Annotated in this window: 6 protein-coding genes and 2 pseudogenes; 5 read left to right on the top strand and 3 right to left on the bottom strand. The window is 63.6% G+C overall.

Annotated features, from left to right (window positions below):
• The first annotated feature begins 58 nt into the window (after positions 1–58).
• Complete coding sequence (locus EV385_RS02315) at positions 59–1,213, top strand: hypothetical protein (RefSeq protein ID WP_130507943.1); 1,155 nt, start codon at positions 59–61, stop codon at positions 1,211–1,213.
• Between the two features lie 210 nt (positions 1,214–1,423).
• Positions 1,424–1,693: pseudogene (locus EV385_RS02310) on the top strand (phosphorothioated DNA-binding restriction endonuclease family protein); the annotation flags it as partial.
• 328 nt (positions 1,694–2,021) lie between these two features.
• Here the strand turns inward: EV385_RS02310 and EV385_RS02300 are convergent.
• Together EV385_RS02300 and EV385_RS02295 are read right to left on the bottom strand one after the other, a co-directional pair.
• Positions 2,022–3,434, bottom strand: coding sequence for a hypothetical protein (locus tag EV385_RS02300; RefSeq protein ID WP_130507942.1), 1,413 nt, complete (start codon positions 3,432–3,434; stop codon positions 2,022–2,024).
• A gap of 187 nt (positions 3,435–3,621) precedes the next feature.
• Positions 3,622–5,679: an N-6 DNA methylase gene (locus tag EV385_RS02295; RefSeq protein ID WP_165449366.1), complete on the bottom strand. Its 2,058-nt coding sequence runs from the start codon at positions 5,677–5,679 to the stop codon at positions 3,622–3,624.
• 391 nt (positions 5,680–6,070) lie between these two features.
• Here EV385_RS02295 and EV385_RS02290 point away from each other — a divergent pair.
• Positions 6,071–7,236, top strand: a protein-coding gene (locus tag EV385_RS02290) for an IS3 family transposase (protein WP_130507940.1) whose coding sequence is annotated in 2 segments (ribosomal slippage) — positions 6,071–6,355 and positions 6,358–7,236 — 1,164 coding nt in all. Because the reading frame shifts where the segments join, the coding sequence is not laid out codon by codon here.
• Between the two features lie 13 nt (positions 7,237–7,249).
• Here the strand turns inward: EV385_RS02290 and EV385_RS02285 are convergent.
• Positions 7,250–7,967: pseudogene (locus tag EV385_RS02285) on the bottom strand (transposase family protein).
• A gap of 1,017 nt (positions 7,968–8,984) precedes the next feature.
• Here EV385_RS02285 and EV385_RS02275 point away from each other — a divergent pair.
• The gene (locus EV385_RS02275; RefSeq protein ID WP_130507939.1) at positions 8,985–11,534 is read left to right on the top strand and encodes a hypothetical protein; all 2,550 of its coding nucleotides are present in this window, start codon (positions 8,985–8,987) and stop codon (positions 11,532–11,534) included.
• 3 nt (positions 11,535–11,537) lie between these two features.
• Positions 11,538–13,028 carry a hypothetical protein gene (locus tag EV385_RS02270; protein WP_130507938.1) on the top strand — a complete coding sequence of 497 codons (1,491 nt, stop codon included), beginning with the start codon at positions 11,538–11,540 and terminating at the stop codon, positions 13,026–13,028.
• Positions 13,029–13,032 lie beyond the last annotated feature (4 nt).

Below are 13,032 nucleotides of genomic sequence, written 5' to 3'. Positions count from 1 at the left end.
CGCCGTTGTGGGTGGCCCGGCCGAGTTCTGGCTGAGAGTGGACTGGAAGGATGCTGTCGTGCGTGTCTACGCACAGAGTTACACCGTCACGGTGCAGGAAGAGACCGACGCCCAGGCGGTGGCCGACCTTCTCGCCGCGCGGGGGCATCGGCTCGTCGCGGTGCGCCCCGTAGTGAATTCGGCGTTCGAGCCGGAGGTGAACGGCTGGTGGAGAGTCTTCTCGCTGGTGGTAGATCCGCCAACGGGTGGTGACCTGCCGGTAGAGCCGACGGCGGAGATCAGGGCCGTGGGAGCAATCGCGCGACGCTTCCGTGGTGTCGTGACGAATTCGTACGGCAACCGGGCAGACCTCCTGGTGAGGATCTTTAACAGAGATGGCCTGGTGCACGAAGTGAGCCAGGAGGAGTCCGAGGCGGTGCGGGCCCCGATCCGTGCTGTCGAGCCAGCCGTGGCCGCGGTGGTTTTGCCGGAGGGGTTGCGGTGCGGTCCCTTCGGTGCCCGTGGCAAGGTGTTGCGGGCAGCGCTTGAGGCTGTTGCACAGGCAACCACCGACGCGACCCCGGCCCAGGTCCGGTTGGCGCCGACCGGGTACGAGGATGCCGGCGACCTCTTGGCGACTCTCCATGATCAGGCAATGCATCAGGGAACCTGCCGCGCATGGACCGCTGGTGCGGTGCCATTGTTCGCCGCCATCGTCGCCGACGAGAGGGTTTCCGACCCGTACGTGGCGGAAGCGCTGGCGCTGCTGTATGAGATGGCCATTGTCGGTCGCCGGCAGATGGCCTGGCGAGCCGACAAGTCGGTGGCCCTCGGGCAGCCAGAGGCTGAGGGGGGGGACGAGTCTGCAGCGCGGGCCGCGGTGGTGGCGGTGATGCCCGCACTGCCGGTGGGGCGTTCGGAACTGACTGACTTCGTCCTGGGGGCCCTTGCAGCGGCGGCGGGTTCGACAGCGCCGCCAGGATTGGACCAGATCGCCAGGGACTACCCGGCGCGGGAGCCAGCCGTTGCGCTGATCCATAGCCTGTCCACGGGTGACCCGAACGCAATCGGGTCTGCTTTGGCCGATCTGAAGCGAGTTCGACCTGATCTTGTGGATGCCTCGGAGAGCCCGCACGCGCCGGTTGAGTACCTTGCGCTGGAGTTGCTGTCGGGGCTGGTGGAATGGGAGATCGGCCACGCGCGGATGGTGTCCCGGCGGCTCTGGTCTCGATAGCGTGCTTGTCTACGCCCGGACGTACACCGTCCCCGTGCGAGACGAGCTGTCTGCCCGCGCGGTCGCCGACCAGGCAACCTAGCGCGTAGTCGGCGTCCATTCGGTGATGTCGCACCGTCGACCACCCGGTCGGTGTCCTCGGCCACGCCCCACCCCACTGCCATGCGCCGGCTGCTCGAGCGACCGCCTTGAGCATGGCAATCTTCGACCATGGTCGACGATCAGGACGCGGCGCTGCTGACCCGGCTGGCGTCGCTGCGTCAGCATCAGCAGGGCGGGCGACGCTCACCGCACAAGCCGCTGTTGGTACTGTTGGCGCTCGGGCAGCTGGCCACCGCGGGCTCGAGTGAGCTGCCGTGGTCACAGGCCCAGGCGCGGTTGAGCGACTTGATCGCCGAATTCGGCCCGTCGTCGCGTACGAGTCGCGCCCAGAGCGCCGCCTACCCGTTCACCCGGCTGCGCTCTGACGGCTACGTCACCGCAAGTGACGGCAAGCAGTCCGCCGCCGCGCAACTCGGCGTCACCAGCCACCCCGCCGAGGCCGCCGGCCCCGCCGAGATCGCCGGATTCAACCGTGGCCAGTAGGCCATTGAATCCCCGCACTTCATCAGGGACACCTGCTACCGCGGACCACTCCCGCGTGCGCACCGGCTCCGGACCCCGCGCACTGGCCTCGCTCCGCAACCTTGCGATCAACGCCCTACGTCTGGCAGGCCGCACGGACATCACCGAAGCCACCCGTTGGGCCAACCGCGACATGACCAGGCCAGCACCAAAGCCAACAGACTTCAACGGCATTTCCTGGCTGCTACGAAAGGGAAGAAACGTCCAATACCCCCTTGGCCATTTGCGCCTGTTGTTCAACCTCTCGTGCGACCTGAAGCCTGCGCTCGGACTGCTGGGGCCGAGGGAGGACATTGCGCAGAAATTTCGCTACTTGCAATCGCCATTGTTTCCAATCATCGAGCCACCGCCGGTAACTTTCATCTGCTGCCTTCGGTGCGGCCGGAAGCCAAAGTTCTCCAGTGAATCTGATATCCACCATCAGGTGCGCAACGACGAGCTGAGCATGGCTCTCGGATGGAGCACTGAGTAGCGTGACCCCGTCGATGAGAACATCTCCTAGGTCAAACAGAGTGCTGCCGACCTCCGGCACGCCCTCTATATGCTGCGGAACAATTACCTCGATTGAACCAAGGCCACCCCTGACAAGTTCACCAAAATGTTCTGCTGGCCGGGGAGGGACTCCCACCTCGACAAGAGCGCGAGCGGCGATTGGAGTAGGGTCAAAACTAGTTCTGCGTACCGCCTTGCGGACCTGTTCTCTACCACTGACGGCGCGCTGGGTTCTTTCTGCTGTCAGATCGCGAAGAGCACGTTCCACCGATCGCGCCGCGGCATCGGCGCTTTCGGGAAATAAGTACCGCATTGCCCAGAGATCGAAAGCTTGCCGGTCGGGCTGCCTAAGCTCTTCAGCAACAGGAAGAGCCGCTCTATTGGCAAGAATGTCGAACAGACCGACCAAGTCGTCCGATTGAGTCGGCGTCAGTTTCCTAGGGTCAATGAAGGGCAGCATCGCGAGCTCTCGGATGTAAGTGTGGAGTACGCCATCACCGCCGCTTCGTCTACCAAATATTTCCGCCATTAGGTGCGTCCAGGAAAGATTTGCTATCGCCGCGAAGCTTCGCGCATCATGAAGCTCTTGAGGTGGATCAGAATACAAGAAGTTGTCTGGGACCAGAAGTCTTGGAGCGATCGTTGGCGCATAATGCCGATCTCCGCGTCCCTTTATCCAGCATACGCGACCAGGACCAATATCAATTTTGGCTACCTGGAACCATATTGGACGAACCTTAACCTGCGGACGCTCTGCCGGCACACCGCCAGCCCGTCTACTTCCTTCTTTTGCCGGAAAATCTTGAGTCTCGCCGTACCGGATGTATTCGAGTGTGTGCCGCCAACGCTTACGCTCGAGTTCTTCACGATCGTCCTCGAGGTAGAGCATGTGCCATGGCGCGGTCATAGCTGCATCCACATACAGTCGGCCTTCCAAATCCCCAGGTCGCCGAACCATAGGTCGAAGTGCAGCCCTTTCAATCTTATGCAAAGCACCACGTCCGTCTTTCACTACAGTCAAGCGCTGGCGATCCTGGTTCGATCTAATACCGAACTTGCCAAGCGTGGCTGGGTCATCCAGCTCTTCTAAGCAGAAATATCCCACTACTCGAGTCGGAATACCTGAACGGGGGCGCGCAATCTGCTCTAGAGGTACTAGCTTCTCTCGCGCTATCCGGCGTAGCCCGCCGATATCAGGAGGTTCGACTAGACAAGCTCCCCAAGACAGCTTAAGGTCGCCAGGAAATGCGGTCGCGCTTCCAAAGATCTTGAAGTCCGCCTTAGGCACGGTGCTAGGCACCCGACTCGCTCCCTACTGTGCGTCGCACGATGTCGATTTGATTGAAGACTCGAATGTCCCAGCGCAGATCCTCGCCGACGTCACCTTCGACGCTCAACAGCTCATCGATCAAGTCCTCGGCGCGCTTACCTCGTGGCTGACCGGCATCGAGCAATGCGTCCAATGGCTGCTTCAAACGGACGAACTTTACTTTATGGCTTGGAGGAATGTTCGGGTTGGGCGACGAAGTATTGGGCTGGACAGGTACTTCTGCTTTGCGCGCCAGCAAGAGCAGCGTATTTTGCTTAGCCGCGAACCATCGTTCAACGCGACTATCAATTATGGCGTCTACCAAGAAGTATCGCCCCAGGAAGGATAGAACAGCATCTCCGTAGTCTGACGCGAGTAGATTCCAAGACAATACAAACCCTAATCGCCCGCCTGGGCGGAGGTACATGTGGGCGCCCGCCACGAAAAAGGCCCATAGATCGGCCTTGCCAGTGAAGTCCGGGTAAGGAAGCTGCATTTTCGAGAAATGCTTTTGAAGAAAGCGTATTACCTCATTGCGCTCATGCGGACTTCGATTTTCGAATCTGATGTATGGAGGATTTCCCACCATAGCGTCAAGAAGGGAAGGGTACGGCACCTTCCCTTCACCCGGGAGTTCCAAATCGCTCTCTTCCCCCGGGTAAGTTTTGAAGAAGTCTTGACGGAAGACTCTGGGATAAGCAGATGACGCATTCGGATCTGCTAGGGCCAGGCTAAGCCCGGCCAGTGATGCAGCAAATTCAGCGAGCTCGCTCGCATAGACCTCACCGAGTGACTCCTCATGAGTGGACCCGAGGCTTCGTTTTCGCTCATAACACATACTCGCGAACGTTCCGGCACCACAAGCTGGGTCCATTACGGTATCTGCGGCGTCTCGAACCGCATATGCGGCAACAACCTCGGCAACGCGGTCGGGTGTGTAGTGAACACCCATGACATGGCGGTGTTCGTCGTCAAGTAGGGACTCATACAATCCTGGAACGTATGCTGCGGGCCCAGTCCAGTCTGCGCGCTTAATAACATCGATAAGTCCACCCCAGCGAGAACCCACATCCGTTTCCGTTTGTGCATCAACGAAGAGAATCTCGTCTATTTGTGTAGTTGCGAACTGGACCTCATAGTCACCGGTTCTGCGGTGTGCGTGTTCATAGAGGGCACCCAGCTCCTGATGGATCCTTTGCGGGTCTGCGGTAGCGCGATTGACGTCTAGTTCGTCGAGCTTTAGTGGGTTCGCCCTCGCACCAGAGTCTGCCAATGCTTGGTAGAGCATCAGGCGTGTAGCAACCACGAAGGAGCAGATCGTGGCTACTTGGACCGACTCGTCTCGGAGTACATGCTGGTTGCCCATCGGATCGAGTGAAATTTCAACGCCGAACTGTGCCCTGAACGTCTCGAGTACGATTTCGCGATATACGTCGTCAGATGCTGCAGCAGAGATCCGGACCGCAGCTTCCTCCGCGACGTTGACGATCGCCTCCTTCAACTCAATGGCCTGAGGAGGCAGTGAAGAACGACTCGCTCTCTTTGGGGCAAGTCTTGCTGCCAGCAAGGGTTCGAAATCGTCTAAGAATTTCTGCCAGTTATCCAGCATCTCGGAACGATAGGAAGCCGCCGAAGATGAGTGCTTGAATCCCTGTGCGAGCGTGTACGACATGACGGGCTTCGCGCTAATCGGCCCTCTCGCAGTTTCCCATGCGAGGACCTGCGCGAAATTGCAGGTCAGAAAGTACGGGAGACCGCGTGCGATTGCCTTTTTCCACGAATCGTGCAGCAACGCTGGGTTGTTCGCTTGCGTGACCTCTGGTCGCTTCATCTCGGCGCTAGCTAGTGGTCCGCGGTCACCTCGAAGCGTCAGGTCGCACCGCTTGGTTGTGCCTGTTTCTACGTCCAGGACGTGTTCCTCGACGTCGGCGAACAGGATGAGTGGCGTCTTGCCCGTTGAGCTAGCCAAGCTGGCGCGGCTGTGAGTAGGGGCACTTAGCCATCCTGCCAGCGTGCGTTCGTCCGTGATCTTGCCCGGCATGGTGTCCCTCCTAGTGTCGTCCCACATTAGATGGCTGCCCCCCGTGCGGGCCGTTGACATGCCACCCCCATGCAGCCCGGGGCCACTCCCGCGGCGGTCCGGGGTCCTGGCGTGTCGAGCGGCCGCACAACCCCGCGCCGTAGGAACGCGCCCTGCCAGCTCTGCCGGCGCAATGCGCCTTCGGCCGATCAGGATCCTGTCGCGGCGTAGCTCCTGCTGGGCCCGGTCGAAGCGGTAGGTGAAGCTCGAGCCTCCCAGATGTCATAGTGAGCCATTTTCATCGTGCGTAGCGGTTGGCTTCGATGTGGTGCAGGACGAGGATGGGGTCTGCTGCACCGGTAGGTGACATCTGAGATGGCTTGCCCTGTGGGTGAGCTGGAAGGATGTCCCTGTGCCGAAGCCCTACCCCCAAGAGTTCCGTGACGACGTCGTCCGGGTTGCCCGTGAGCGTGACCCGGGTGTGACGGTCGAGCAGATCGCGAAGGACTTTGGGGTCCATCCGATGACGTTGTTCAAGTGGCTGCGTCAGGCCGACGTCGATGCCGGCGCGAAGCCGGGTGTGACCCGCAGCGAGTCGGCCGAGCTGCGGGAACTGCGGCGCCGGAACAAGTTGCTGGAGCAGGAGAACGAGGTCCTACGCCGCGCCGCCGCGTACTTGTCGCAGGCGAACCTGCCGGGAAAAGGCTCTACCCGCTCGTGAGTGAGCTGGCCGCCGGCGGGATCCCCGTCGCGGTGACGTGCCGGGTACTGAACATCGCTCGCCAGCCCTATTACCGGTGGCTGGCCCAACCAGTCACGACCGCGGAGGTCACCCAGGCGTACCGAGCCAACGCGCTCGTGGACGCACACCGTGATGATCCAGAGTTTGGATACCGGTTCCTGGCCGACGAGGCCCGCCAAGCGGGGCAGCCGATGGCTGATCGGACCGCGTGGCGGATCTGCTCGGGTAACGGCTGGTGGAGCGCGTTCGGTAAGAAGAAGCGCGGTAAGGGCGCCAAGGTCGGTCCGCCGGTGCACGACGACCTCGTGCGCCGTGATTTCACCGCGCAGGGCCCGAACCGGCTGTGGCTGGCCGACATCACCGAGCATCACACCGGTGAGGGCAAGCTGTACCTGTGCGCGATCAAGGACGTCTGGTCGAACCGGATCGTCGGCTACTCCATCGACTCGCGGATGAAGTCCCGCCTGGCTGTGGCCGCGCTGCACAACGCCGCCGCCCGCCGTGATGACCTGGCCGGCTGCGTACTTCACACCGACCGCGGGTCGCAATTTCGATCCAGGAAATTCGTCCGGGCCCTCGACCGGCACCAGATAGTCGGCTCGATGGGCCGGGTCGGTGCCGCTGGCGACAACGCCGCCATGGAATCGTTCTTCGGCCTGCTACAAAACAACGTCCTGGACCGGCGCGTATGGCGTTCCCGCGAGCAGTTGCGGATCGCGATCGTGACCTGGATCGAACGGACCTACCACCGCCGCCGACGCCAACGCTCGCTGTCCCGGTTGACCCCCATCGAGTTCGAGACGATCATGACTCCACCGGCCAGTCAGGCCGCGTGACTACACCTGTCACCTATCGGTGCAGCAGACCCATGGCCTGCACGATCGCGGTGGCTCGGCGCGGGCAGCAGCGCAGCTTGATCAGGATCCAGGCTTTGAGCGTGGCGATGGCGCGTTCGCCGCGAGCGCGGATCTTGGCGTGCGCTTGGTTGACGGCTTTTTGCCGGCGGGACAGCTTCGGCCGGAAGCGGCACCCTGGTAGCCCTTGTCCGCGAACGTCATCACGTCCGCGCTGGTCAGCGCATCGACGACGCCGTGGATGCGGGCGGCGGTCAGGTCGTGCGTCGAGCCGGGCAGGGCGGCTGACGCCCAGACGAGTCGGCCGGCCGGGTCCGCGATGACCTGCACGTTGACGCCGTGCCGTTTGTGCCCGAGTAGTAGGGCTTCTGATCAGCGACTCGGTCGATCGGGATCAGCGTGCCGTCCAGGATCGCGTAGGCCAGCAGCCGGATCCGTTGCATGGCGGTGTCCAGGTCGTCGGCGGCCGCGCTGAGCAGGGCAATCGCTTCCTGGACGTAGCGCCAGGCGGTCGCGACGCCGATCTGGAAGCCGGCCGCGAGGCGGGTGTAGGTGTCACCGTTGCGCAGATGAGCCAGGGCGAGCAGGGCTTGGCGCCCTGGCTCGAGGCGCCGCCATCGGGATCGGCGCTGCTTACGGTGGCCGCGGATGCGTTCGGCGAGGTGGTTGAGGGTCCGGCTGGACAACGGGATCGTGGCGGGGTAGGACAGCATGGCGAGGCTCCCGGTCGGGGCTTCGGGTCTTGGTCGACAGCTGTCCTATCTGGAGCCTCGCACCCATCGATCATCGGGTCCACCAAACCCGCCCTGACCTGCAAGATCAGCCTGAAAAAGGCTCAATGTTAGGCAGCAGCTCGAGATTCGACCACGTCGCGGTCACGGGGCTGCAAGATCTGCTGCGCCAAGCCTGGTAGGTCGACTCGCCGATCTCCAAGACCCGTAGTAGGAGTGCTACCGCGACCTGGTCTGACTGTTCGTCGACAAACGTCAGGACCCGTCGCGGGTCGGGTCGAGCTCAGCGAAATGCGCGCTACCTTCCGAATCTCGTTCACCCGCCGCAGCTCCACGTTCTCCTTCAGCAGCCGCCGAATCTCCTCGATCATGTCCGTGCTCGGCCGATCCGAGCGCTCCGCGGGATCGGCCTTGGCCTGCCGGATACAGTCCGCGAGGCTTCCGGGGTGCACGTTCAGCTGTTCCGCCAGCCGCTTTGGTCACCGGCTTCGGATCCGAGGCTGATTGAGTCGAGCGGCGCGTTGCCGCAGCCCCTCCTGGTACTTCTTGGGCGCTGCCACCGATCCTTCCTCCCCGTTACCGTCACGCCTGATCAAGAGGCTCCATCCCCAAATCGAGGAAGCTCACTTGCCGGTGGTCCCGCCGAAGGCCGCACCGGCAGGCGCCGACAGCAACAGGGTCCGGCAAGGCCCATTCATGACTTAAGTCCCACATGCCACAATCAACCCAACGGTAGACGTCAATGACCGCTCAAACCACAAACGCGACCCTTGCGTTACGCCAAATTGATAGTTAGCTTGCGGCAGAATCTCGGGTATGCCAGGCAAGGTGTCCGGGGGTGCCAGCAGCGCAGTGGCAGCGTCTGCACACGCCTCGTGTGCCCGATTCCGAGGGACGGATCCGCTGATCACAGGCGTCACCCGCCGGAAGCTCGCGCAGGACGCCGGCCACTCGAAAGGCCAGGAGAGCGCCATCCCGCTGCTGCGATGGATGCGTGCGATGACGTTCGAGGGCCTTGTTCAGGACAAACGGTTCGCCTCCGAAGTTGTCACGACCGCCGTCGGGGGCCTCGGCCTGGACCGCCCGACCGGCGTCGTCATCAGGGACGCCGGTGTCGACGTCATGAAGACCGCCGCCGCACTCGCTGCCGCTCACAAGGACGCGATCGTCCACGGCCGCGCTACTCTCATCTACCACCTCGCTGTCCCGTTCGTCGGGCTCGATGGTTCGAACGCCACCACCACACGACCGGACTTCGCGGTCGTGGCCCCACGCCACCCAGACGCCGGTGGTGAGGTCAGCGCGTCGTGGCTGATCGTTGGAGACGCGAAGGACTACCAGCGCGTGCGTGCAAAGATCGACGATTCGAAGCTCATGAAGGGGTTCTTACAGGTCGCCCTCGGCGCCGAATCGGCCGCCCAGTGGTCGCAACTGCCGGACGGTATGGAAGTCCACACGTCCGGCGTGCTCGCAGTGCCGCGCAATACGTCCCTGAATCCGACCGCCGTCATCGAGGACCTTACCGACCACCGGGATGAAGTTCGCATGCGCGTCGTCGAGCGACAGACCGAGGTAGCACGGTTCCCCGACCCGACGGCGATCGACCCACTCGAGCACCTCGCCCACCTCGCGGCTCACTTCGACCCTGCCTCGTGCGCCGCTTGCGACCTCTTCATCTTCTGTCGAAACGAACTCCAATTGTCGAAGGACCCCGCCGACCTGCTCATCGAACTTGGCGTGAAGCCGGAGATACGTCAGCAGGCGATAGGTCTAGTCGACAAGACCACACCGCTCGGCCCCGTGTCGTCCTCCGTCCGGTCGATGATCGAGGCCTCGCTTTCCGGCGTCGGCGTGAAGTCGCGGCAGCGGCGCCTCGACCCGATTGGGTCGCCCGGCACCGTCAACGTGGTCCTGGCCAAGTCCGACGGCGCGACACTCGGTGTGTACGGCCTTGCCATACAGCGCGTCACCGCGCAGGGTGCCGAGGCGTGGGACGTCACAGTGTTCGACAACCCCGACTCCGATGCCACTCGCCGTCAGATCATGAAGCTGCTCGGCAAGCAGCTGTTCGACGCCCTCTCCAACGCCGTGAAAGCAAATAGCGCCAACCCCGAACCGGTCCACGTAGTCGTCCCCGACACCGGCACCGCCGACCTGCTCGTCGGCATCGCGGACTCGATCGCCGGCTCCGAACTGTCCCGGCTGCGCTGGCAGCGTGACAGGAACCAAGACCGTCCAGCGCTGACCTTCGACGGCAAGCCCGCCGTCATCCCGCCGCGGCTGCCGGAGAAAGATCGGACGGCCGTGTCGTTCCTGCTCGAACAGGACCGCGCCCGCACGATGAGGTCACGAATCCCGATCGTCGACCTACGCGCGGCCTTCGCCGCTCTCGTCACCGCTGGCGGACCCGCCGCGAACTCGCTGCGTGTCGACTACCTGTATCCGTGGGCGGTCTCCGGCAGAGTGACGATCGACTTCCGCGCTCACGGCTCCGTCATCGAGAAGTCGCCGCACACCGTCGGCGCCCAACTGACCACCCCCCAGTCGAACGCGATCCATAAGGCGTTCACCGGCGACAAGCCCGGTCTACCCCGTCCGGCCAAACCGGCCGCGTACGACTCGCTCGTGCGCGACGAACTGACGTACAAGACGGACGTGTTCGACAAGTGCCTCGCCGCGCTCGACACTGAGTTCGCCGCGTCCAAGCTGCGGGCCGCCCTCCGCCAGGTCGAGGGCGACTCGCAGATCGTTTGGCGTCGGCGCCTCGACCTGCACGCGTTCGACCTCGTGCGGTTCTCCCGCACGTCGCGCTTCTGGCGCAACGACAACGTCCCGGTCCTCGAGGCGGACAAGCTCTTCGTCGACCAGCTCGCCATCCTTACCAGCCCGCTCGCCGCCCACGACGCCGCTGTCGACGCCGGCAACCGACGCGTCGCCATCGCCCGTGTGGTCGGCACCTCCCCATACGTACTCGAAGTCGATTCGCGGCGCATCGGTGACGAGTCGCGAGTCGTCGCCCTGCACGTCAACGGCGAACCATGCGTGGAAGAGCCCACCGTCACCGTGAAGATCCAGAAGGGCTCGTTCAAGATCTCGAACATGGCGATCGGTCCGCTCGCCGAAATCTCGGCCGACCCACGTCAGTTCGAGTGGGACCCTCACCACGACCCGGGCGTAGCCGTCGGCGACGAACTCGTCGTCGCCGACTTCGCGTGGTTCTCCAAGAACACCGGCGACGCGTTCCTGAACGTCCCGCGGCCGAGCGTCGACCAGCGCTCCGCCCCGAAGCCCGACTGCACCCACGACTCGTACGGCGACGACCCGGCGAACCACCAATACTGCTGCAAGCCACACGAAGTCTCGGAGGCCACGTGGTCGGACGAACTCGCCAACCGACGAGCGTCCGGTCGGCTTAACCCACAAACCTGGCCGCCGATCGTCGACTCGGACGCGTTCGACGTCGCCGCCGTCGGCGACGACCTACCCGACCCAGCGGCCGAACCGGCAGCAGCCCCGCCCGACGACCTCTCGATGGACGACGTGGAGTAGCCCATGACCGTCGCCTTCACCCCGCCCACAGCTGTCGCCACCAGCGCGTACTACCACTCACGAGCGGCCGCCGAGAACGAAGCCGCCGCCAAGTTCGCCAAAGGCCAGCTGCTAGACGCGCTCAACGGCTCGTCCGACATCACGACGATCCTGCTCAAAGCTGCCGCCGGAGCCGGCAAGTCGTACGTCCTCAAGCAACTCGTTCAGGACGCGATCGTCCAGCCACAATGCTTGCGGGTCGCCGTCACCGCGTTCCAGAACCGGCAGCTCTGGCCGCTCGCCGAGTCTCTCGGCGCCGCCATCGGCAAAGACAAGGTTTACCTCTGGTCGTCGAAAGACCGGTTCAACGACGTCCCCGACTCGGTGAAAACAGCCGCCACCGTCGTCGACTCCGGCAACGCCGTCCCCACCGACGCCCCAGTTGTGATCGCCACCTCGCACATGTTCGGTGAAATCGGCCCGCGGAAGATCGTGAAGGACCACTTCACCCCGTCGTTCCACGGCGACTACCGATTCGACGCTCTATTCGTCGACGAAGCGTGGCAACTGGCGAGCCACCGGTTCGACAAGCTGAACTACGTCGCCCCGATTCGCGTCGGCGTCGGCGACGTTGGGCAGCTGCCACCGATCGAGATCGGCGAGAACCCATGGCGAGGCGACTCCGGGTACAACCCGTACCGTGCGTGGCCGCACAACCACGTTTCTGACGAGAGCGCGTGGGCCACCGAACTGCCCGCCGTGTGGCGACCTACGGGGGAGCAGCTCGGGCTGTGGCGCGCGTTCTACCCCGAGTGGCGCTCCCTCAACTGCGTCGCCGCCCCGGGGGACCGGTCGATCAAGATCGGCAAACTGACGGGCGTCGCTAAGGACGTATGGGAGTCCGTCGCCTCGGGCGTTCCGACGCTACTGGAAGTCGACGGCCTGCCGCCCGCCGAAGCGGCCGATGTCGATTTTCCCCTCGTCCAATTTGTCGAGCAACTGCTCGACGAACTGTTTACCGCTGGCTTCTCGCTCGCCGCCGCTGAGTACAACGGCGACGGCACACCGAGCGGCAGGACGATCACAACCAAACCCGGGGACGAACCGACCGATCCGCTCGTCGCCGTCCTCGCCACCCGCAACGCTATGGTTGACGACGCCGCCGATGCCGTCGAACGGCTGCGCAAACGACACGGTCTGACCGAAGCGGAAATGCTCACATCCACCGTCGACTCGTGGCAAGGGCAGACCAACGGCATCACGGTCGCAGTCCACCCGCTCACCGGCGCCTCGGAACTCGACGAGTTCAACTCGTCGTTCGGTCGCCTGGCCGTTACGTGTACTCGGGCTACCCACGGGCTCATTATCGTAGCTCGCCCCGGGCTGGACCGTATGCTGCAGGAGGCGCCGGCCAGGCCCGGCACGCCGTTCGGGGAGCCTGGCAGCCGCACTCTGCCGCGGCAGACCCACCAACGTATCCTCGCCGCGTTTGCCCGGGGCACTTACACCGTTTGAACGC

The sequence above is a fragment of the Krasilnikovia cinnamomea genome, assembly GCF_004217545.1.
Taxonomy (GTDB): domain Bacteria; phylum Actinomycetota; class Actinomycetes; order Mycobacteriales; family Micromonosporaceae; genus Actinoplanes; species Actinoplanes cinnamomeus.
The sequence above is the reverse complement of the archived record's forward strand: the minus strand, read 5'-3'. Positions and strand labels throughout refer to the sequence as shown.